This window comes from Spirosoma pomorum, from assembly GCF_054776615.1.
The window spans coordinates 372,755-395,447 of record NZ_BAAHBP010000001.1 but is presented as its reverse complement, the minus strand read 5'-3'; the positions used below and the strand labels follow the sequence as shown (position 1 = coordinate 395,447).

18 protein-coding genes are annotated in these 22,693 nt (G+C 50.9%); 8 read left to right on the top strand and 10 right to left on the bottom strand.

Annotated elements, in window-relative coordinates; all coding sequences use genetic code 11:
- Positions 1 to 35 precede the first annotated feature (35 nt).
- Positions 36 to 908: a YDG/SRA domain-containing protein gene (locus ACYVAD_RS01605; protein ID WP_461137716.1), complete on the top strand. Its 873-nt coding sequence runs from the start codon at positions 36 to 38 to the stop codon at positions 906 to 908.
- A 741-nt stretch (positions 909 to 1,649) separates the two neighbouring features.
- Here the strand turns inward: ACYVAD_RS01605 and ACYVAD_RS01600 are convergent.
- Positions 1,650 to 2,882, bottom strand: coding sequence for an MFS transporter (locus ACYVAD_RS01600; RefSeq protein ID WP_461137715.1), 1,233 nt, complete (start codon positions 2,880 to 2,882; stop codon positions 1,650 to 1,652).
- Between the two features lie 88 nt (positions 2,883 to 2,970).
- The gene (gene msrA, locus ACYVAD_RS01595; protein ID WP_461137714.1) at positions 2,971 to 3,630 is read right to left on the bottom strand and encodes a peptide-methionine (S)-S-oxide reductase MsrA; all 660 of its coding nucleotides are present in this window, start codon (positions 3,628 to 3,630) and stop codon (positions 2,971 to 2,973) included.
- 88 nt (positions 3,631 to 3,718) lie between these two features.
- Here msrA and ACYVAD_RS01590 point away from each other — a divergent pair, with 88 nt between their 5' ends.
- Both ACYVAD_RS01590 and ACYVAD_RS01585 read left to right on the top strand, forming a co-directional pair.
- A complete protein-coding gene (locus tag ACYVAD_RS01590) occupies positions 3,719 to 4,564 on the top strand; it encodes a helix-turn-helix domain-containing protein (protein ID WP_461137713.1) in 846 nt (281 codons plus the stop codon).
- A 120-nt stretch (positions 4,565 to 4,684) separates the two neighbouring features.
- The gene (locus ACYVAD_RS01585; protein ID WP_461137712.1) at positions 4,685 to 5,089 is read left to right on the top strand and encodes a hypothetical protein; all 405 of its coding nucleotides are present in this window, start codon (positions 4,685 to 4,687) and stop codon (positions 5,087 to 5,089) included.
- Positions 5,090 to 5,291: 202 nt separating this feature from the next.
- On the opposite strand, the gene ACYVAD_RS01580 is transcribed toward ACYVAD_RS01585, so the two are convergent.
- The 6 genes from ACYVAD_RS01580 to ACYVAD_RS01555 all read right to left on the bottom strand — a co-directional run bounded on the left by ACYVAD_RS01580 (position 5,292) and on the right by ACYVAD_RS01555 (position 14,495).
- Positions 5,292 to 6,806: a Gfo/Idh/MocA family protein gene (locus tag ACYVAD_RS01580; protein WP_461137711.1), complete on the bottom strand. Its 1,515-nt coding sequence runs from the start codon at positions 6,804 to 6,806 to the stop codon at positions 5,292 to 5,294.
- A 145-nt stretch (positions 6,807 to 6,951) separates the two neighbouring features.
- Positions 6,952 to 8,013 carry an NAD-dependent epimerase/dehydratase family protein gene (locus ACYVAD_RS01575; protein ID WP_461137710.1) on the bottom strand — a complete coding sequence of 354 codons (1,062 nt, stop codon included), beginning with the start codon at positions 8,011 to 8,013 and terminating at the stop codon, positions 6,952 to 6,954.
- A 117-nt stretch (positions 8,014 to 8,130) separates the two neighbouring features.
- Entirely contained in the window at positions 8,131 to 10,074 is a 1,944-nt protein-coding gene (locus ACYVAD_RS01570) for a KUP/HAK/KT family potassium transporter (RefSeq protein WP_461137709.1), read from the bottom strand.
- A gap of 607 nt (positions 10,075 to 10,681) precedes the next feature.
- A complete protein-coding gene (locus ACYVAD_RS01565) occupies positions 10,682 to 12,061 on the bottom strand; it encodes an alkaline phosphatase family protein (RefSeq protein WP_461137708.1) in 1,380 nt (459 codons plus the stop codon).
- A gap of 35 nt (positions 12,062 to 12,096) precedes the next feature.
- A complete protein-coding gene (gene eboE, locus ACYVAD_RS01560; protein WP_461137707.1) occupies positions 12,097 to 13,332 on the bottom strand; it encodes a metabolite traffic protein EboE in 1,236 nt (411 codons plus the stop codon).
- On the bottom strand, positions 13,329 to 14,495 hold the full coding sequence (locus ACYVAD_RS01555) for a 3-dehydroquinate synthase (protein ID WP_461137706.1): 1,167 nt from the start codon (positions 14,493 to 14,495) through the stop codon (positions 13,329 to 13,331). The genes eboE and ACYVAD_RS01555 overlap by 4 nt, the downstream gene beginning before the upstream one ends.
- Before the next feature lie 204 nt (positions 14,496 to 14,699).
- Here ACYVAD_RS01555 and ACYVAD_RS01550 point away from each other — a divergent pair, with 204 nt between their 5' ends.
- From ACYVAD_RS01550 to ACYVAD_RS01530, 5 genes are all read left to right on the top strand, one after another.
- The gene (locus tag ACYVAD_RS01550; protein WP_461137705.1) at positions 14,700 to 15,446 is read left to right on the top strand and encodes an SDR family NAD(P)-dependent oxidoreductase; all 747 of its coding nucleotides are present in this window, start codon (positions 14,700 to 14,702) and stop codon (positions 15,444 to 15,446) included.
- A gap of 276 nt (positions 15,447 to 15,722) precedes the next feature.
- Positions 15,723 to 17,507 carry an arginine--tRNA ligase gene (gene argS / locus ACYVAD_RS01545; protein WP_461137704.1) on the top strand — a complete coding sequence of 595 codons (1,785 nt, stop codon included), beginning with the start codon at positions 15,723 to 15,725 and terminating at the stop codon, positions 17,505 to 17,507.
- 66 nt (positions 17,508 to 17,573) lie between these two features.
- On the top strand, positions 17,574 to 17,876 hold the full coding sequence (locus tag ACYVAD_RS01540; protein WP_461137703.1) for a hypothetical protein: 303 nt from the start codon (positions 17,574 to 17,576) through the stop codon (positions 17,874 to 17,876).
- A gap of 98 nt (positions 17,877 to 17,974) precedes the next feature.
- The gene (locus ACYVAD_RS01535) at positions 17,975 to 18,592 is read left to right on the top strand and encodes a glutathione peroxidase (protein WP_461137702.1); all 618 of its coding nucleotides are present in this window, start codon (positions 17,975 to 17,977) and stop codon (positions 18,590 to 18,592) included.
- A 90-nt stretch (positions 18,593 to 18,682) separates the two neighbouring features.
- The gene (locus ACYVAD_RS01530) at positions 18,683 to 19,579 is read left to right on the top strand and encodes a 1,4-dihydroxy-2-naphthoate polyprenyltransferase (RefSeq protein ID WP_461137701.1); all 897 of its coding nucleotides are present in this window, start codon (positions 18,683 to 18,685) and stop codon (positions 19,577 to 19,579) included.
- A 15-nt stretch (positions 19,580 to 19,594) separates the two neighbouring features.
- Here the strand turns inward: ACYVAD_RS01530 and ACYVAD_RS01525 are convergent, their stop codons facing one another.
- Together ACYVAD_RS01525 and ACYVAD_RS01520 are read right to left on the bottom strand one after the other, a co-directional pair.
- A complete protein-coding gene (locus ACYVAD_RS01525; protein ID WP_461137700.1) occupies positions 19,595 to 21,928 on the bottom strand; it encodes a metallophosphoesterase in 2,334 nt (777 codons plus the stop codon).
- Positions 21,929 to 22,004: 76 nt separating this feature from the next.
- Complete coding sequence (locus ACYVAD_RS01520) at positions 22,005 to 22,418, bottom strand: hypothetical protein (RefSeq protein ID WP_461137699.1); 414 nt, start codon at positions 22,416 to 22,418, stop codon at positions 22,005 to 22,007.
- Between the last annotated feature and the right edge of the window lie 275 nt (positions 22,419 to 22,693).

The following is a 22,693-nucleotide window of genomic DNA, read 5'->3' as shown; positions in this document are numbered from 1 at the left end:
CTGGGCAATTGCCCAGCCCTTTTTCTGTTTATATCATGCCTACACCAAACCGCATCTTCGGCGATATTCCTGGTATATCAGAAGGGAGCGAGTTCGAGAATCGAATTATGCTTTCTCAGTATGGCGTACACAAACCGTTGCAGGCTGGTATTAGCGGATCGCAGACGGAAGGGGCGGACTCAATTGTGCTGTCGGGTGGGTACGAGGATGATGAGGACCTGGGCGACGAAATTATATATACGGGTCACGGCGGACGCAGCACAGAAACTGGGGTACAAGTGGCCGATCAGCAGCTCGTAAGTCAGAATCTGGCATTAGCCCTCAACTGTCAGCGGGGACTTCCGGTGCGCGTAATTCGAGGATGCCAGCATCAATCGCCTTACTCGCCATCGGAAGGCTACCGCTACGATGGTTTGTATCGGGTCGATTCATATTGGCGGGAGCGAGGCCGATCTGGCTTTCTCGTATGGCGCTTTCGACTGATAAAACTGGTAACGATTAACGTAACAAATCGGGTCGAAGAAGCAGCGCCCGATTATGGAACAGTAAAGCGCGTGGAGACTATCACTCAACGCATTGTTCGCAATGCCGAGCTAGCTATTCAGGTCAAAGAAATCTACGGTTATCACTGTCAGGTGTGCCGTACGCAGGTTACGACGAGTGCAGGCCTATACGCCGAAGCGGCCCATATTCAGCCGCTGGGTCGTCCCCATGATGGCCCCGATACGCTCGCGAATCTACTTTGTTTGTGCCCCAATCATCATGTCATGTTCGATTTTGGTGGTTTCGGAATCGATAACGATCTGGCCCTCATTGGACTTGCTGGCAAGTTGTTCGTACGAACTAGTCATCGGGTTGATCCGCAATTTCTGCAATACCACCGCGACCATTTTCTGTTGCAGGAGTAACGCCTACAGAACGTTACCTTCCTTCTGTAGCGATAGTATTGCAGAAGGGTTACTTCCCCAAGGATGCATTACATGAGATTTGCAGACTGGGTTGTGTCCAGTTTTCTCGAATCAGCCGTCCTACTTTAACGGCACCTTCAAGCGATACTTGTCAGCCGAGTGAATATTCCAGGCCAAGTATGGTGCTAACTTTTGGTTGGCGGTACGTTTCTGGTTCAGGTCGGTCACCATCAAAATCCCAATCCCAGGCCCGGAAGCGTCCGTACGAAATACCCACCGAAACAAAACCGGAAAGCAAGCCTCCATTCCACAAATAATAGCGGGCAGATGTCCCGATTTCCTGACGGTCTGAGAGCAGCGAGTGAATTTAACCTTCTACGCCAATCCACGTTCGATTAGCCACAAAGCGCCCCGCTTTAGCCGTTCCGACCAGAAAAGTCGGCCCGAGACCAACGAGCTAGCGCCCTTTCTGATGCTGCGATACCGACACCGCTTTCCAGTCAGAGACAGGGGTTTTAGCACCAATCTGCCCAAAGCTAACCGAGTAAACGGAAAACAGTAAAGCAATAAATAGAACGTAATGCTTTTTCGTACAAAAAGGAGAACATGTGTAGATGAGTAAATCAAAAGTAATGGTCTCACTTCATTCGGTAATTAGGTAACCAGATTAAGTTCGATTGACGGAAAAAGCCCGACGATACGTATCGTCGGGCTTTTTCCGTCAATCGAACACAACAGCATTTAAAACTGCTTGACTAACCGGGATAAGCCCGCGGAGATCAGTAGCATAACCGCTACCATTCCCAGGCCATAATACAGTCCGAATCCTTCGGCAACGAAGCCAATAGCCGGTGGACCTGCCAGGAAACCAACAAAACTAAACGTAGCAAACGTAGCGAGGCCAGCTGCGGGCGGAATGCCGGGTATCCGCATCGACGCACCGTAAAGTATGGGAGCTCCCAGCGAACAACCAATACCAAGTAGCGCGAAGCCAATCAGTGCGGTAGGCGGGTAGGGAAAGAGAATGGCAATAAACAAACCGACAGCGCCTAGTATACCACCAATTTGTAGCCAGCGTCGGGCACCAATCTTGGGTATGATGGCGTCGCCCAGAAAGCGGAACGAAGTCATCATCAGCGAGAAACTGGCGAAGCCCAGCGCGGCAATCTGTTTGCTGGCACCCAGTGTTTCGTGAAGGTAAACCGCACTCCAGTCGAAGGCGGCCCCTTCGCCCATGGCCAAAGCCAAGCCGATCAGGATCATCAGCATGAGATCCAGGTTTGGTTTGATGAACGATGACCCGGCTTTCTCCCCCGACTCGGTTCGGCTACTGGACGGAATTCGTGCCAGAACCGGTTGGACTGCAATCGTCAGTACGAGAATCAGGACTGATATTACTAAAATGTGGATCGTAGGCGGGACATGCAGCGCAATAACCGCCCCTGCCACGCCAGCGCCCAGTAGTCCGCCCAGACTCCACATACCATGGCAGGACGACATAATAACGATCCCCTCGGCGCGCTCCAGGTTGGTGGCTGCCGTGTTCATGGCTACGTTAATGAGAGCCGCTGCTAGGCCCAGCATAAACAGGCCAAAAGCCAATACAATCGTATTCGGCGCATTGACCGGAATACTGATGGCCAGTACCAGCACAATGGCTGACCAGAAACAGGCACGCGCTTCGCCTAGTTTGGCAATGATCCAGCCCGTTAGCGGATTCATCACCATCAGGCCCACTGGCTGCGCAAACAGGAGAAGGCCCAGAGCCGCGTCAGACAGATGAAGCTTTTCCTTGACGTAGGGGATATGAGCGCCCCAGCTGCCAAACAAAACATTATCGGAGGCAAAGACGAAGCCAATGGCTAGCGCCCGGGGATTCAGAAAGAAAGTCGTAAAGTTCTGGACAAAGCGATTCCAGCTCGAGCGGCCAAGCCGGAAGATAGGACGTGGCTGCGTAGGATTTGCGGTATTCATAACACAAAAATAGCCAGCAACTGCTGGCTATTTTCTTACCTATTGACAGCAATTAATGCCGTATTGATCAACAAGATGCGGCAATGCCTTAATTCATGGTCAATGCATTGTTATTTTTCAGATGACCAGCCATGGCTTTACGTAGTTTCTCCACTTTAGGTAACGAAACACGCTGGATATAAGGCTGATCGGGATGCAAGGCGAAATAATTCTGGTGGTATTGCTCGGCGGGGTAGAACACCTTGATTGGTGTCACTTCTGTTACGACCGGGTTTTTATAATGTTTCGATTCGTTCGTACGCTTGATCGCGTCCTGAATGGCAGCCTTCTCCGCTGGAGTGCGATAAAACGCCACTGAGCGATAATCGCGGCCAACGTCGGGACCCTGACGGTTCAGCGTCGTTGGATCATGTCCGGCAAAAAAAGCATCCAATAATTGCGAATAGCTAATGACTTTTGGGTCATAATACACCTGAACTGATTCGGCGTGGCCCGTCTGATCCGTTCCTACTTCTTCGTAGGTTGGATCTTTAGTGATGCCGCCCGCATAGCCTGAAACGACTTCCCGAACGCCCTTTAACTGGTTCATGCCTTCTTCCATGGCCCAGAAGCAGCCGCCCGCAAAGGTGGCTACAGCTTCGCCGGGTTTAAGAGTTGGTAACTTAGCGGGTGCCGTATCCTGCGACTGGCCCTGTACGCAACCCACTAGCAGAAGCAGGCTAAGTACATACATGTGAATTCGTTTCATTCGCTCTGTTGTTTATAATCCGTATGGTATATTAACGTTTAAAAGCAACGCTCGGTTTCCCTGTCGGTCTATTGATCCGGTGAGTTTTATGAAGCTTCAATTTGAGAAAATAGAACCCGAAACAGGCAGCTCGTTCCGGGTTGCTCATCACACCGAACCGAATGCCTGCTGGGTCTATTGGCACTACCATCCGGAATACGAAATTGTGTACGTACCAGGCGGAACGGGCCCTCGTCAGGTAGGAACGCACCGGTCCCGGTACGAAGCCGGAGAGCTGACATTTATTGGCCCCAATGTACCACACCTTAATTTCAGCCACGGGCGGGAAAATGAGTACGAAGAAGTGGTCATTCAATTACGTGATGATTTTATGGGCGAGCCATTTTTAAAACGTCCCGAATTGGCCGCTGTCCGGCGATTGTTTGAACAGGCTCACCGCGGATTAACGTTTGGCATGGAAACCCGGTCTCGTGTGGCCCCCTGGCTACTGGAGATGAGCAACCAGCCTCCCTTTGATCGATTGCTGACCCTGCTACGAGTTTTGCAGGAATTAGCGCAGGCAACGGACGTAAAACCGCTTCATGCCGACGGCGTACAGTTTGACATTAATCCAAAGGAACAGGAGCGCATCAACCGGGTGTGTCGCTACGTCGAACAGCATTTCGAGAATCCGGTAGATGTACGGGCGGTGGCCGATCTGGTCAATCTAAGTGTGCCCGCTTTTTGTCGGTACTTCAAACGGATGACTCACCTGACCTTTACGGACTTTGTCAATGAGTACCGTGTTAATCAGGCTCGTTGGTTATTACAGTCAGCCCGGCCCATTGCAGACGTTGGCTTTGCGGTCGGATTTAACAACCTGTCGCACTTTAACAAGACATTTCGGGAGATAACGGGGCAGACGCCGAGTGCGTATCGGAAGGCACTTATCTAACCAAGACAGTGGCTATCAGGCCATAACTGACAAGAAAATATTCGACTTGTTCTGTATAGTTACAAATTTTGGGTTTAATTTTAGTATCTGGTTCATTTTCTTTCCGTAACAAACCTACGTATGCAGCGTACCCAACTGAAGGAATTCTATGGCTACGGCCTTATTTTAATCGTATTAGCCCTGGTTCAAGGGTACTCAATTTATCTGGCTGCCACAGGCGATTTATTACTTAGCTGGCAGCATTACCTCGGCTTTGGCGCGACGTTTCTTGCTGGAATGCTCTGGTTCTTTCGCAAACCGCAGTACTTGTTTTACGCGCTAGGCCTTACGCTGGTACTAGGCTACGAAAACCTGATTGGCTTTACGCCATCTCTCGATTTTACCGCTACCTACTATTATCTGAATAACGTAGCGTTTCCTGTTTCTTACCAGGATTTCTCGATGTACATGCTGCTAATCTGGGCCTACGTTGCTAACAACCGGCTTCGGGCAATGGCGCAGGGACTCTTCATGAAAAGAGCGTAGTAACTAAATCAGTCAGTAAGAAATAAGGCCAGTGTTGACGGAACGCTGGCCTTTCGGTGCTGAAACTCCCGTGTCATACGTGCCGGTATTTTATCCTGAATGACCGTTGCGCCCGCATGGTAAAGTAAAAGTGTGGTCTGCCAACGCAAAAAGCCATTCTCAGGTCGAGAATGGCTTTTTACAAATAACTCTATTGGGCTTTTTAGGCGTTTAATGCCCAGCCATCGCGGTATTTGCGTGAAACGAATTGATTCGCGTCGTCAAAGTTGGTAATCTTCATGTTTTTACCGTCCCAAGTCATACGTTTCCGGCCTGGATACGTAAAGCCTTTTCCGTCCGCTTTAGGCGTACGGAGCATGTAGCTACGGATCGCCAGATTACCCATCAGAACCGATTCCGTCAGCGGGCCAGCGAAATCAAACGATGAGGTTAGTGCCTTGTGCTCTTTGCTGTTGAAACCCGCTTTGCAGGCTTCGGTCCAGTAAACCTGGTGGCCGTTTTCTGGGAGGGCGATACCGTTCGGACCACTTTTGGGTTTTGGATCACCAACGATTTTCTGTCCCGACTTCGAGTAGAAAATTGGATCATCGCCATACATACCGCAGGCAATCATGCCTTTATCGCCGATGATGAACACGCCGTTTTCGCCACCTTCTGGAAATGGCTCGCCTTCTGGCAGCATCTCAGGGCGGAACGGACGAATACCACCGTCCGACCAGGTCATCGTTACTGCTGATTTGTTTTTCGCCGTGGCAGGGAATTTCAGCTCAACGCGCGACGATGGTGGGCAACCTTCGGGAATGTATTCTGGCGTCCAGTCTTTCAGGAATACAGCGCCAACGCTGGTTTCCACCTCCGTTGGGTAACCGAGACCCAGCACCCGGAAGGGTACGTCCATTACGTGGCAACCAATGTCGCCCAGCGCGCCAGCGCCAAAGTTCCACCAACCGCGCCACTTGAAGGGGTGGTAAGCGGGGGTGTAGCCGACTTTCTGCGCGGGTCCGAGCCACAGATCCCAATCCAGATCAACGGGCGTTTCACCAGCTGCCTGTGGAACGGGAATGCCCTGTGGCCAAACGGGCCGGTTGGTCCATAGGTGAACCGTATTAACCGTACCGAGCAGCCCCTTGTCGAACCAGTCAACCATCTGCTTCTGCTGTGGGTTTGACGACCCCTGGTTACCCATCTGCGTCACCACTTTGTATTTGCGGGCCGCTTCGGTCAGCATCCGGGCTTCGTGGATGTTATGGGTCAGCGGTTTCTGAACGTACACGTGTTTACCACGCTGCATAGCGGCCATGGCTACGACGGCGTGCGTGTGGTCGGCAGTCGATACCGTAACGGCATCAATAGTTTTGCCTTCTTTATCCAGCATCTCGCGGAAGTCTTTGTAGCGCTTCGCGTTCGGGTGCTTCGTAAAGTTTTCTTTTACCCGGTTCAGACCCCAGTCAACATCGCAAAGAGCTACGATGTTATTAGCGCCGTTGTTGAACGAATTATTTGTGTCACTAAATCCTTTACCGCCAAAGCCAACTCCGGCAATATTAAGTTTATCGCTTGGCGCGATAAATCCTTTACCGCCTAATACGTGGCGAGGAACAATCAAAAAGCCCGCGGCTGCCAGTGCTCCAGACTGCAGAAACTGACGGCGGGTAGCGCCGGCATTCCCCAGTTTTTCTGGCTGAGCGTCGGACGTTGAGTGATCAGATTGGTTCATATAGGAAAGAGTCAATATATTCCACAAAGAAAAGCGTCCTTACCTGTTTTTATACCCGGCAAGGACGCTTTTTTAAATTTATTTAATAACAACTCGGCGATGCGCCAAGGATAGCGTAACGGATAGCAGAAAACGCCCCAACCGTCTACTTCAAAATTGGCTCCAGCGCAGCTCGGTTTTCGGCGAGCCAGGCATGAATGTCGGTAACAATTTCACGGATACCCAGCTCGGGTTTCCAGCCCGTCAGCTGCGTCACTTTGGTGTTATCAGTGATGTACAGACGAATGTCAGCCGCCCGGTTTTCAGTAACCTCGCTAATGGGAATTGTTTTGCCTGTTACCTCCTGGCAGATTTCAGTTAGCTCCTGAAGCGACGCACTACTTTCCGTACCACCTCCGGCGTTCAGAATCTCACCGTTCACTTTGTCTAAGTTGTGCAATTCCCAGTCAATCAGACGATACAGGTCAGCGATGTGCAGCATGTCGCGGGTTTGTTTGCCCGTGCCGCCGTAGCCGATGTACGCCAACTTTTGCTCGAAATAGTGCTTAGCAATCCAGAGGACCATCACTCCCTGATCGACTTTGCCCATCTGCCAGGGGCCTGTAATGACACCGCAACGGTTAATAACAGTTTTCAGGCCGTAAAACTCATTGTACTCCTGAATCAGCAGCTCCGACGCCAGCTTCGTGGTGCCATAAAGCGACCGCGCTCCGTCGAGCGGAAAGTTCTCTGCAATACCTTTTGACGAAACACCAAGCACGGGCTGATCATCGGTTAAGACGAATCGTGTAGCATCCTCGTCGAAATTCAGCGTTTCAATGGTTTTGATCGGATAAACACGGCTGGTCGACAGAAAGATAAAGCTGGCTTTGTGCTTCAGCGCATAGTTCAGGCAGTTGACTGTACCGAACAGGTTCGTATTGATCAGGTAGTCAGGCGTGCCGTCCAGACCGGCCAGCACTGAAGGCTCAGCCGATGCTTCGATAACCGTATCGACAGCAGGCAAAGCATCAAAGTCTTCTTTACTGCGAATGTCGCCGTGTAGGAACTCAATACCAGCTGCTTTCAATCGGGCCAGGCTCAATTCTGAGCCGCGCCGTTTGAGGTTATCGAGCGCGAAAATCTCGTAAGATGGGTAATTCTGTTTGAGCGAAATGGCCAGCGACGAGCCAACGAATCCGGCACCACCGGTAATTAAGATTTTCATAAGTAATGAGCGAAAGAGCGAAAGAGCGAAAGAGCGAAAGAGCGAAAGAATGGCTTGTGTTTATACAAATGCATAACAACGACAGGACGCTCTTTCGCTCTTTCATTCTTTCGCTTACTAGGTTGCTATACGTTTTAATTTGACGTTTTCGACGGGGCGAATAACCAGCGGTACTTTCTCGATCTTGACCGAGCTACTATCTAGGCCAAACCAGCGGTCTTCGGATGTGGTAAAGCTCTTGATGTTGAAGTACAGGTTCATGATGAAGCGCTCACGCGTGGGAAGCTCGTTCTCGAAGGACAGGAATTTCTCCAGCACGACGAAGCGGAAATCGCCAATTACGTTCTGGCGGCTAAGCGATTCATAACGGCTGGTGATATCCACCTCTTTGTTCTTCACCATGTCCTCAATCACCTTCCGGAAGAATAGATTGATACGCTGTTCGACCCGGAATCCGAGTTTAAACGTTACCTTATACGCATCATCCGGCGCAATCGTATTTACCTTATATTCCATTGTGTACGGATCATCGGTCGTGTCGACGTGTACAAACCAATAGATGTCCGCGCGTTTGGGCCGTTTCTGGAAAATAGAATAAATGATTTTTGACTCAATCTCCGATTGTCGAGCCGCATTGCTCATAAAGACCAAATGCGTAGCGTATTTCGGGATACTGATGTCGCGGCTCAGCTCCTTGATGGATTGAATGTATTGATCAATCCGGACGTATTCCGTCAGTCTCAACTTGATCTGGAAGGCCTGCAACCAGATGTACATGATGCTGGCAATCGATGCCCCAATCAGCACTGATACCCAGCCACCATGCGGGAATTTGATCAGGTTAGCAACCAGGAATGAGCCTTCAATACCCAAATAAACCGTCAGGAAGAGCACAACCCCCCAGGCCTGATATTTATGCGTGTAGAGGTAATAAGACATCAGCAAGGTCGTCATCAACATCGTAATCGTGATGGCCAGACCATACGCTGCTTCCATATTTGACGACTCGCGGAAATAGAGTACGACGCCCACACAACCGGCCCAGAGCAGCAGATTGACGCTGGGAACGTAAAGCTGCCCTTTCTGAACACTGGGGTACCGTAGCCGTACTTTAGGCCAGAAATTTAGTCGAATGGCTTCGCTGATGAGCGTAAACGAGCCACTGATCAGGGCCTGGCTGGCGATTACCGTAGCTGCTGTGGCGATAACAATACCGATGGTCAGGAACCAGGGGGGCATCACCTCGTAGAAAGGAATTCGGGTCTTCAGGACCTGCCCTTCAATGCTCAATAACCAGGCGCCCTGGCCCAGGTAATTCAGGATCAGACAGGCTTTGACAAAGATCCAGCTCACCCGAATGTTTCCCCGGCCGCAGTGTCCCATGTCGGAATACAGCGCTTCGGCCCCCGTTGTACAGAGGAAAACCGACCCAAGCAGCCAGAAACCGTCTGGATACTGCGTAAGCAGCCACCAAGCGTAATAAGGATTCAGCGCTGCCAGTACACCTGGGGCGTGAATGATTTGGGCAAAACCAAGCATTCCCAGCATCAGGAACCAAACCAGCATGATGGGCCCGAAGGCGGTGCCAACGACGCTGGTGCCAAAAGCCTGAATCAGAAACAGAACAGTCAGAATAGCGATAACGATGGGGACTGTCTCAATATTCGGATAGATCAGCGTTAGCCCTTCTACGGCTGAGGAGACCGAGACCGGGGGGGTAATGATCCCATCGGCCAACAAGGCTGATCCGCCAATAATGGCCGGGACGGTCAGCCAGCGAGCGTGCCGACGGATAAGCGCGTAAAGCGCGAAAATTCCACCTTCCCCTCGGTTGTCAGCCCGGAGGATGAGAATAACGTATTTAACGGTGGTTTGCAGCGTTAGCGTCCAGATGATGCAGGAAAGAGCTCCTCGAACAACGTCACCCCGGACAACATTTTGGGCGCCAATAATGGCTCGAAGTGTATAAAGTGGTGACGTACCAATATCACCGTAGATAATACCCATGGCAACCAGTAAACCGGCAGCCGTTACGGCGTCTAAATGCTTCTTATCTTCCATACAACAGGCTTTCGCCTTGTTATTTGCGAGGTCGTATAACGAAGCAAAGATAGACGATGTTTACATTCTCCGATGTTTGTGATTGGGAAAGTTAATGTGCAGCCCAATTTACCACGTGAGGATCAACCGTATAGTCAAAAAGTGCCAGCTCATAAACCGTAAATCAGCCTGTGATAAGGCCTCACAAAGGTGCTGGCGAACCGAATGAAACGAGGAAAAGAAGCTATCGTAGTAGGTTTTGAGAATGAATATATCTAGCGAACAAACCTATATACGTTGACTAATATTAAATTTATAGATTTTCTATAGTATAAGTAGTAAATAGACAATCAATAACGTTAATTGCTGTAGCTGATTTATTTCATATACTATTCATTAACTGGCAAATAATCAGTTAATTGGGATCAGGATTTAATTGATGCAGCGATAAGTCCATAGGTGAGCCAAGATCGTTTGGACTCGTTTGGTTGAATAGGCCAGAAAACTAAAAGAGCCGGAATTTTCGTATATAGGAGCTTAACCTGGTAGTGATATCAGGGATATTAGTTAATTAGGTGTGTTTAGCAGACAGCCCGTTCATTGAGCGAGCTGTCTCTTATTTTACGTCCTAATTAGCAAGAACTTCAGCCGACATCGTTTTCCAGATCGACTCATAAACGTCCGTTGCCAGAATCCGCTTGCCGACATTCTGACTACTAACAAAAACCGGATGATGTTCAGGGGCGGTGCCAACGCGACCGTGGGAACCCTTCACGAGCGTCGCGTCCAGTGAAATAATGTTCATTAAATACCGGAAGCCCAGCTTCTTCCGGGCCAGCTTGTAGCCCGCCTTGAGCTTGACAAATGGGTTCGTCTGATCCATGAACATTTCGACGGGGTCGTAACCTGGTTTCTGGTGAATAGCCACCAGCCGGGCAAAATCCGGAGCACGAGCATCATCGAGCCAATAGTAGTACGTAAACCAGCTATCAGCATCGGCCATGACGACGAAGTCGCCGGACCGTTCGTGATTGATGTGGTATTTTTTCTGTTGTTCTTTGTCCAGTACCAGCTCAATACCCGGTGTTTGCTCAAGTATCGACCGAACCTGGTTGTAGACTTTTGGATCGTTGACGTACACGTGCGCAATCTGGTGATCGGCTACCGCGAAAGCCGGTGACGCACCGACGTCAAACAGTTCCAGTCCCCGCTCTTCGCGGTATCGAATCATGCCCGCTTCGCGCAGAATACGGTTCAGGTGAATAGGCTTGCTAACGTTTGTGATGCCGTATTCCGACAGGACGATAACTTCGGCTCCCTGTTTTTCGTAGTGCTGAATCAGATCGCGGCAGACATCGTCAATCTCGCGCAGATCCTTGGCGATTTTAGCCATATCCTGGCCAACTTTCTGCAGGCAATAATCCAGGTGAGGCAGATAGATTAGCGTTAGCGTTGGGTTGTGCCACTTGTCGACCAGCATCGACGCATCGGCGATCCAGCGGCTGCTGGCAATGGTCGTGGCCGGCCCCCAGAACTGAAAAAGGGGAAACGTACCCAGTTCTTTTTGAAGTCGATCGCGCAGGTCGCCGGGCTGGGTGTAGCAGTCAGCCAGCTTCATGCCATCCGATGGATACTGCGGGCGGGGGGTTGCTGAAAAATCAGCGGTGGAATACATATTATACCACCAGAACATCTTCGAGACCGTAAAATTAGGGTCTACCTTACGGGCCCGGTCCCAGATCTTCTCGCCCGATACGAGCTTGTTCGATTGCTTCCAAAATTGGACTTCAGAGGCAGCATGATCGTACCAGCCGTTACCGACGATTCCTGTTTCGCTGGGCCATTTTCCTGTTACGTAGGTAGACTGCACTGCCGTTGTTACCGCTGGCAGCATGGGATCTATCGTTGCCTGATGCTTGCTGGCAAACCACTGTTTCAGGAAAGGCGTGTGCTCACTAATCAGCGAGTACGACAAACCAACTACGTCGAGTACTACAGTCTTTTTCATACGTTTAGAGGAAGTTATAAGGAACGACGAATACGTTATAGGTTCGTTAATTCGGCCGCCAGGACCCAGCTTAGTTCCCGCTCAATGGAATCGACCAGATCGAGTTTGAGCGTATCCGGCAGGACATCCCAAGTGTAGGTTTCGACTTCGAGCTGGTTCGTAAACCGGCGTTCGTCCTGCAACCGTAGCACGTTCCATATATCGTCCTGGGTAGATTGCAAAGACCCATAGGCTGAAACGAAAATTGGCACGTGAAAGTGAGCCCGCCACTCCATATGCGTATCATCGAAAGCAGCCAGCGCGTCAGGCAGGTCCGCAAAGCGAAGTAATTCGCCGGAACGGGTGCGGGCAATAACTTGGTGCAAGTATGTCGGCTCATCAAAACGAGCAAATGCCTGCCGGACGGCTTCCCGTCCGTCGGTATCATCCGGAAACTCGGCTTTAAGAGCCGCACTGACCTGAATTTTGCCGACCCGCAAACCAAATTCTTTCAGCTTGGCCAGTACTTCAGCGGGGTTTTCGTACCCAACGGCTACGTGGCATACATCGAAGCAGAGCCGGACATGCTCACAGATAGCAGCTTCCGCTTCTTCGTCGGTCAGGCTGAACTGCTCGGTCAACTGCTCGATGCCCATGGGCAGGAGATAATCAGTGTACCACGTAATGAATTCGTCGGTGGTTTCGATAACGCCGTCGGGTTCGGGCTCCAGATCCAGATGCATCAGCCGGTCGGTCTGTTTCCGAAGCTGAATCAGTTCGGCAACTACTTCCAGTATGTTCTGGGTGGTCTGCGAGAAAATGTAATCCCGGGCGGCAGGCTGCTCCCATTCGAACCAGCGCCGGTAGGAGAGAGGTGACGTCGAAATACCACCCTGAATGGCATTGCCCAATTCGTCAACCGGTAGTAGGACCGACAGAATCCGAAAGAGCCGCTTGGTATATTCAACCCGGGCTTCAGTGGTCCAGTCGGGCGCGTGAACCTGATCTTTGACAACCGTATTATGAAAGCCTCCGAACGGGAAGCCGTTCATGGTAAAGACGTAACAATCGTTTTCGGCCAGCCAATGCTGGAAAGCGATTAGATTCTCCGTCGTTTCCAGTTCTTCGCTGGCCTGGTTGGATAGTCGCAAGCCCAGACCAAACGGCTGATCGGGTGAAAGACGCTGTTTGACGGCTGGAATAGCCTCCTGCAACGCCTTGAAATGATTGGCCCAGCTTTCGCCCGCGTGAATGTTGGTGCAATAGCCAAGGTGTCCTAAAGGCGTTTTCATACGGCTTGCACGTGAGATTCCTGCTGTTTTAACGTTTCAATTGCCTGACGCACGCCATCTGCATTGATTTCGTGGACTTCTACGCCCTGACCAAGTCCCTGCAACAGCATAATCGTCAGCTGACCACCGAGGTGTTCGCGGAATTCAGACAACCCTTTCAGAATACCTGCGCTGTTGTCGGCGTCGAGCATAGGCTGGTACAACGTAAAGCCCAGCGTACGTAAGGTCGTCAGCACCCGGTTGGTGTCGGTATCGTTGAGCCAGCCGAGCTGGTTGGAATAGAGCGTATCGAGCGCGATACCAATGGCAACCGCTTCGCCGTGACGAAGCTCGAAGTTCGTAAGCTGCTCTAATTTATGCGCGCTCCAGTGGCCAAAGTCCAGCGGCCGGGAGGACCCCATTTCAAATGGATCGCCACCAGCGATGTGCTGCATGTGCATCTCGGCGCAGCGGTGGATTAGGTAATGCATCGCATCCATATCGCGACGAGCCAATGCCTGCGCGTTGTCTTCAATCCAGGCGAAGAACGTATGATCTTTAATAAGCGCGACTTTGATCGCTTCGGAAATACCCGCCCGCCAGTCGCGGTCATCGAGCGTGTGTAGAAACTGGCTATCGTTGAAGACGGCAACGGGGGGCGCAAAGGTACCCAGGAAGTTTTTCTTACCCCGATAGTTGACGCCGTTCTTGACGCCAATACCTGAATCGTTCTGCGAGAGTACCGTCGTTGGAATCCGAACGTGACGAACGCCCCGGTGCGAAATGGCTGCTGCGTAACCAACCATATCGAGGACGGAACCGCCACCGATTGCAACAACGAACGAATGTCGATCAATACCGTACCGATCAACCGCGTCAACCAGTTCACGAACCAGGTTTGGGTCGTTTTTGGCCGCTTCGCCACCCGGAACAATGATCAATTCTGCGATTAAATCAACCGAAGCAACCCGTTCTGTGATGTAGGTTTTAATCGCTGCGGGTAGCTCCTTGTGAGTTGCTACGACGCCCGAATCGAGCACAAAAAGCACTTTTTTTCGAGTCGCGCCCGTAGACTGCTGATCGAAAAAAGTAGCGAGTACGTCGTTAGTTGGGTTAAAAAGCTGGTCAGTAAAAAAGACACTGTACGAGAAATGTACACTAAAGGCTTGATTCAAGGTATTCATGAACAAGTAACGAGAGATAATGAAAGGGCTTTCATCTTTCAAAAATACAACCCAATCGTTTATAGTTCATTCTTTTTGCCCGCTGACTCTAAATACCGCCATTTTCGCGGATTTGTCCTATATATAGTATGGACTAAGCCGAAAACAATTGCCGGATGGGGATTGTCTTACTTTTGCATTTCGTGTATTACCAACGACTAGTTTATGATTGCACTAATTACTGGCGCCACCTCGGGCATTGGTCGCGCTACTGCCGAAGCATTTGCGGACATGGAGTACCGACTGATCTTATGCGGTCGTCGTCAGGAACGGCTGGACGAGCTAAAAGAACAACTGTCAGCCCAAACTGACGTAACGACCTTATCGTTTGACGTGCGCTATTGGGATGAAGTTGAACAAGCCATCAACTCATTACCCGAAAACTGGAAAGAAATCGACATTCTGGTGAATAACGCTGGCAATGCGCACGGTATGGGACCCATTCAGGAAGGCGATGTCAACGACTGGGATCAGATGATCGATGGAAATGTGCAGGGTGTTCTATACGTATCGAAAGCGGTTACGCCCGGTATGGTAGCTCGCCGAAAAGGACATATTATTAACCTTAGTTCGATTGCTGGCAAGCAGACCTACGCCAACGGCACTGTCTATTGCGCCAGTAAGGCCGCCGTTGAAGCCATCAGTACGGGCATGCGGCTGGACCTAACGCAGCACGGTATAAAAGTGACCAACATTGCTCCGGGCGCCGTTGAAACCGAATTTTCGATGGTTCGTTTCCGGGGGGATACCGAACGGGCTTCGAAAGTATACGAAGGTTTCTCGCCCTTGAAAGCCGAGGATATTGCCGATACCATCGTCTACGCCGTGACGGCTCCGGCTCACGTCACCATCGCCGACCTGACCATTCTGGCCAGCGCTCAAGCGGCCGCTACCACCATTTATCGCAAGTAAATACGTTCGTAGTTGTCCTGTTCGTGGCGCAACCGGTAAGGAAGATTGTACTAAGGGCGAAAAGTGTAACCAGAAGCTTCATTGTTGAGCGGAAGATGAGGTCGGGACAGTCACGGGCGAAACTAAAATATGGAGCGCTGATTATCCATAATTAGGCTGCGTTTTTTCCTCACAAGTTCGCCCGTGTCCGGTAGATGGCCGTAGATCGGCTAATAAGCCCGTACTTTTCGTAGTTTTGCGGTTAGAAATCGCCGGTTCGCGCGATTCCACCAACCGATGGATATTCAGGAAGAATTAAAAGGCGCCATTCAACGCGCCATCACCGAGCTGTATCAGCAGGAAGTCGCCGACGTACTGCTACAACCCACCAAAAAAGAATTCGAAGGACTTTATACGTTCGTTACGTTCTCGTTGACGAAAGCGTTACGGCAACCGCCCGCGCAGATCGGTCAGGCGATCGGGACCTGGCTTGCCGAAAATAGCCCTGTTGTGAGTGCGTTCAATGTTGTACAGGGCTTCCTGAACGTCAGCATTGCCGATGCGGCCTGGATTGACGTATTAAGTGACATATCGGCTAATCCTACGTTTGGTCAACTGCCGAAGAAAGACCAGTCGGTGATGGTGGAGTTCTCCTCACCGAATACCAATAAACCACTTCACTTGGGCCACCTGCGGAACAACTTTCTGGGCGATTCGGTCAGTCGAATTCTGAAAGCTAACGGCTACGACGTAACAAAAACCTGTATCGTTAATGACCGGGGTGTTCATATCTGTAAGTCGATGCTGGCTTACAAGCTATACGGTAACGATGAAACACCCGAGTCGTCGGGTATGAAGGGGGATCACCTGATCGGTAAATACTACGTTTTATTCGACAAGGCGTACAAAGCCGAAATTGAGCAATTAGTGTCAGAAGGCGTAGCGAAAGAGGAAGCCGAGAAAAAGGCTCCGCTCATGCTGGAAGTGCAACAGATGTTGCGGCTCTGGGAGCAAGGTGATCCCGAAACGATCGCGCTCTGGCAGAAGCTGAACAGTTGGGTATACGCCGGGTTCGACGCTACGTATCAAAACATCGGCGTGAGCTTTGACAAGACCTACTACGAGTCAAATACCTATGTGCTGGGTAAAGAAATAGTAGAAGAGGGGCTGCAAAAAGGTGTTTTTTACCGCAAAGAAGACAGCTCGGTCTGGATTGATTTAACTGAAGAAGGGCTCGACCAGAAGCTGGTATTACGTTCCGACGGAACGTCGGTGTACATGACCCAGGACCTAGGTACGACGGACCTGAAATACCAGGATTTTCATAACGATCGCCAGATCTGGGTAGTGGGTAACGAGCAGGACTATCACTTTAACGTGCTGTTTGCCATTCTGCGCCGGTTGGGGCGGCCGTATGCTGATGGGTTGTATCACCTGTCTTACGGTATGGTCGATCTACCAACGGGTAAAATGAAATCGCGCGAAGGGACCGTCGTTGATGCCGACGACCTGATTCGAGAAACGACTGAAGCTGCCGCTTCGGCCGCTGACGAAGCCGCGAAGGGTAAACTTGAGGAGTTCAGCGCTGAAGAAAAAACCGACCTGTTCCACATGCTGGGCCTGGGCGCGCTGAAATATTACCTGCTGAAAGTTGATCCGCAAAAACGGATGCAGTTCAATCCGGCCGAATCGGTCGATCTACATGGGCACACAGGACCGTACATTCAGTACGTGCACGCCCGAATTCAGTCAGTACTACGTAAAGCGGCAGACATGGGCTTGTCTCCGAACAGCTCGGTCACCAGTACTGAACTGGATGATATTGAACAGCAACTGGTATTTCTCCTGAGTCAGTACCCGCAACGGGTAGCTGATGCCGGTGCTGATTATGCGCCGTCGTACATCGCACAGTACGCCTATGAACTGGCCCGAACGTTCAATCAGTTCTACGACAAACTATCGATTCTGAAAGAGACGGATGCGGTCAAGTTGCAGAACCGACTAGTAATGGCGCAGGCTGTTGGCCGGACGATCCGTTCAGCGATGGATCTGTTGGGTATCTCTGTTCCCGAAAAAATGTAATTAGCTCGTGTTGGTAAGGTTGATATCCTGCTTACATTCAGGACGTAAACCATAAACCTTCACGAAATGAAACGAGAGATTACGCGGCTGGACGTTATGTCTGTTGCTGTGATGTACGGGGCATCACTGGCACTGTTAGGTTTGTTTTTCGCTTTACTCTTCTTCTTTTTTGGCTCCATGTTCGGGGCCATGATGGGCAAAACGAGTGTAAGCGGAATGATGGGGGGCGGTTTTGTTACGCTGATCCTACTCCCCTTGTTCTACGGCGGCATTGGTCTGGTCTTTGGAGCCATTTTTGCGTTCATTTATAACGTAATAGCTCCTCGGGTTGGGGGTGTAAAAGTGTACATTCGCGACGCGGTTGATTGAAATGTTTTTGGTTACACGGAAGGACTAAACTATTTTTTTTGACAAACCGTTGAGGGGTACGTCGGCAGGTAGCCAGACAGTTACCCAAACCTAGTATTATGAAAAAACACGTTTCACTTACACTGGCAGCCGCAGCGCTGATCATACTCTCTTCTGGCTTTATGTTTAGAGACATTGTCAAAGGTATTTTCAGCGACAAAAATGAAGTGGCCGCTGCTCCTGCTAACCATGCTGCGCCCACAAAAACGCTGTATGATTTCACGGTAAAGTCCCTGGATGGAAAACCCGTAGCGTTAAGCGGCTTCAAAGGCAAGAAAGTCATTGTACTGAATACAGCCTCGAAGTGCGGCTTTACTCCTCAGTACGCCGATTGGGAGAAATTCTACAAAGAGCACGGCGATAAAATCGTTGTACTTGGCTTCCCCGCCGGCAACTTCGCTAATCAGGAGCTGGACAGCAATGAAGAAATCGCGTCATTCTGCAAAAAGAACTACGGTGTTTCCTTCCCAATGTTCGAGAAGATCAGCGTGAAAGGCGACGATCAGGCTCCGCTGTACAAATGGCTGACTACCAAAGATATGAATGGTTGGAATGACAAAGTGCCAACCTGGAATTTCTGCAAATACGTCATCAACGAGAAAGGCGAACTGACCCACTTCTTCGGCTCGAAAGTAAAACCCGAAGACGACGAGTTTAAGAAAGCAGTAGGCATCTAAATCAATGGCGAAAGAGCGAAAGCGTGAAAGAGCGGTTGTCCGGATGGATTTTCGCCTTTCGCTCTTTCGCTCTTTCGCTCTTTCACTACTATGGTAAAGAGTTGGCTTGCGGCTGCCCGGCCGCGCACGCTGCCGCTGTCACTGGCTAGTATTATTTTAGGGAGTTTTCTGGCAGTGGCCAGTCAGCATTTTAGCTGGTCAATTACGCTGCTAGCAGTACTGACAACCATCTTTCTGCAAGTTCTCTCCAACTTCGCCAATGACTACGGCGACGCAGTATCAGGAAAGGATACGGAGTTGCGCGTCGGTCCACGTCGGGCGGTGGCTACCGGCGATATTACCCGCGAGGCCATGCTCCGGGGAATCATCATTACATCGATTCTGTCGCTCATCAGCGGTATTGGCTTGCTGGTACTGGCATTCCGGGATGCCGACGCGACGATCTTCTGGTTCTTCCTGATTCTAGGCTTGTTAAGTATCGCAGCTGCCGTTGGCTATACCAACGGAAAGCGCCCTTACGGATACGCTGGATTTGGCGACATTGCCGTCTTGATTTTCTTCGGTTGGGTGGGGGTACTGGGAACGTATTTTCTCCACACGCTGTCGTTTCACTGGTTGCTGTTGTTGCCCGCTACAAGCGTCGGTTTGTTTGCGACGGGGGTGCTGAACGTGAACAATATTCGCGACATCGAGACCGATACCATGACCGGAAAGAAATCGATTCCGGCGCGGCTGGGTTTACCGCTGGCCATCCGTTACCACTGGGGATTGCTGTTAACGGGGATGGTCTGCGCACTGGCTTACTCGTTTCTGGCCGATACCCCCTTAACTGGGTATCTTTACGTTCTATCCTTTCCCTTGTTCGTTCTGAACGGCCGTGCCGTGGCTACGCACAAGAAACCCGCCGAACTCAACGCTCGGCTGGGCCAACTCGCGCTCTCTACCCTGCTGTTCGTCATTCTGTTTGGAGTCGGGCAGGTGTTGTAACCATCCGCCGGTCCGTTACTGCCGCAACACTTTTCGGGTAATTACGTCTTTACCAACCTGAATTGTCAACAGATATGTGCCGCTACTGGCGGGTAACGTAATGACTTCGTTGAATTGGTTGGCTAGCCCCGTCTGTTTCTGATAAACAGATCGCCCCTGTACATCGCGTAAGCTTACAACGATTTCCTTTCGCTGCGGAATTGATAGATCAACGTGTACCACGTCCTGCGTAGGGTTGGGGAAAATGCGCAGTTGCCCACCCGCGAACGACTCCACCTCGGTCGGAATCAATACCGTTACCGTTGCCTGACCAGTGCTGGTACCAACTCCGCAACTATTTTCGACGGAAGCTATCGTATACTGCGTTGATTGACCCGGTTGAACCGTCAGTGTTGTTGGTGATGTACTTGCAGAGAAAGCAGTGCCGTCGGACAAGGTTCCTCGCCACGGGCCGCTACCCGTAAAGTTCAGGGCTAGCGTACTGGATTGTCCCTGCGCTACGGTTGCCGAGCCGGTGAGTGTCGCTGTGGGTGGTGTACCAACTGCAATTGTAGCACTGGGTATCAACTCAGCGTACGAGACATTTCTTGGGCGGATGCGTAACCGATAACCCGTTCCTGCCGCAAGTGTGGCGGGTAGGGTAGTCTGTAAGGCAGTTAATGTCCCTGAACCGATAAGTTGCTCGCTGGCGAAACTACCCGTCGCATCCGAAAGTAACACATCGTATTGCCACCCACTTGCTTTGGTTGTATTCTCTGGCGTTGCCGTAATGGCAATAGCCTTACCAGCGCAGGCCGAAGCAGGCGCTTTAGCCGTCAGACGAGGTTGTGCCTGTACTGTTACAGTGTACTGATCCATCAAACACTGGCGACTGTCGCTTACCGAGACTGGAAACGTACCAGGCTTGTTGGCTACGTAACGAATGGTGCGATCGGTTTCCCCGCCCGACCATTTATAATCCCCCGATTTATTGAGAGCAATCGGCCAGGAAGCGACTAGTTGAAGCGTATCGCCGTATTCTGCGGTGAGGGAGGCCAATTTATTAACCTCCTTCATAATCGTAAACTGATCCTGAATGGCACCGTCGGCGGCAATAAACTGCGCATCAATCCGATTGTCCGATACGTCCAGAATCATAGAGCCTCCCGCGGTTCCTTTCGTACCCGCAACCATGGCGGGAAGGGGGTAGTCAGGTTGTTGCGGCCCCAGCGCTCCGCCCGAGCCATTGACCACGTAAACGATCCCTTCACCTTTGGTTAGCACGGGACAGGAATTAGGCGTGCCGTCATAACGGGCCGTTGTTCCCTCCGCCAACTGTGTGTTTCGGTCGAACGTATTAGCTAAACCCCGGTGGTTTTTAATCCGATACAGCCGTTCGTAATTGTGGCTATGGCCATTCATGACCAAGTCAACCTTGTACCGTTCCAAAATAGGTGTGAGCCGCTCCCGGATCAGTTTCATGGCTAACTCCGTATCCGAATCGTGACCGCCTTTGCTGTACGGTGGATGGTGAAAAAATACGATCGTCCACGGTTGCTTGTTGGCGGCCAAATCACGCTTCAGCCATTGTACCTGGGTACCCGTGGTATCATAAAGGCGGTATTGATCAGCTTCATTCCCCTGCGAATCCAGCGACACCAGATGAACGTTGCCGTAGTCTGCCGAGAAGTACGACTGAGAGCCCGATGGTACACCACCCGCTTCGCCCCGCTGTGGCATCGAAAACAACTTGTAATAATCAATATTGAAATTGTTGCTGTTATCGGCGTAGTCGTGATTGCCGGGCGTCATGAAAAAAGGTGTGTTCCGGAAGTGAGGACCGTACAGATTGAAGACATACTGCTGAAACTGGGCGTCTGTGCCACAGCAATAGGCGTTATCGCCAAGCCATATCCACAGATCGGCCGGGCGGCTGGCGGTAGCATTGCGGTACGCCTGATACACATTACGCTGGTTGTCGGATCCGTCGCCAAAATCACCTAATGACCAGATTCGGAACGGGCGTTTGTCGCCAGTTGGGATGGCCGTTTGAACGTAATAATCTGCCCCGGTCGTTAGCTTGGTTTCGTCCTGACCAACGGCATACGCATAGCGGGTAGCGGGTTGCAGACCCGTGAGGGTCACCATGTGCTCCTGCGTTGGCTGCGTTTCACGCTGGCTATCGCTAAGCTGACTGGCACTGGAGCCAAACCAGACTCGGCCAACTGTAGGCTGACTGGTTCGCCAACGCACCTGTACTGACGTCGGCGTGACAACCTGTAGATAAGGTCCCTGGGTGAGCGTCTGGGCGTAGGTAGTAAGGCTGGCCAGTAAATAAAGCAGAGTAACCAGGTATCGTGGTGATTTCATCAGAAGTAGAGGTGTCACCACAAAAATAAAAAAGCCGATAGGGTAATCCTATCGGCTGATAATCAATATAGCAGTATTAGGCTGACTGCTGAGCGACGGCCACGAGCGACTGGTGCATGCGAAGCAAATGCTTAACGGGCCAGTCGCTTTTATTGTAGGCTTCCAACTGAGCAATTTTGATGAGTAACATCCGCTCGATGCGACGACGTTCGCTGGACGTTAGCTCCTTCATGTGCGTAGGAAGCTCATTCAAAATCTTGTGTAACTGAGTACAGGCCGTTACTGAAATAGTAAAATAGGTGGCCAGTCGTTCAACGTCCGACAGTTTCCAGAGATCCGGTTTTGCCCGGCGACTCCGGATGGCGTTGCCACTGATACCGAGGGCCGCCCCCAGCTGTTCGTCGTTGAGTGGGCATTCTCGCAGGCGCCACATCACGGACTGGTAATTATTGGCAAACGTGTGCAAGATGTCGCGTAAATGTTCTACCAAGGCAGTACAGTCGTTTGAGGGTAAGAGGTTGGTAGATAGACTACTAACCAAATAAATTACGTAACGACGCTAATCTTAACGACCCGCTTTTCTGGGCGCTAATACAGCGCACCGACCGAGAGACCGGTACACTGCATGCAACTAACTACCCGAAATTTTGCTGTCTGATAAAGATTGCTCGTCCTATCGCATGTTACAAGTTTCATGCCATCAGACAGATTTGAAAAAAGACCCGTATAAGCCCCTGGCTTAAAAAGTAGAATAGTCTTTCTAAG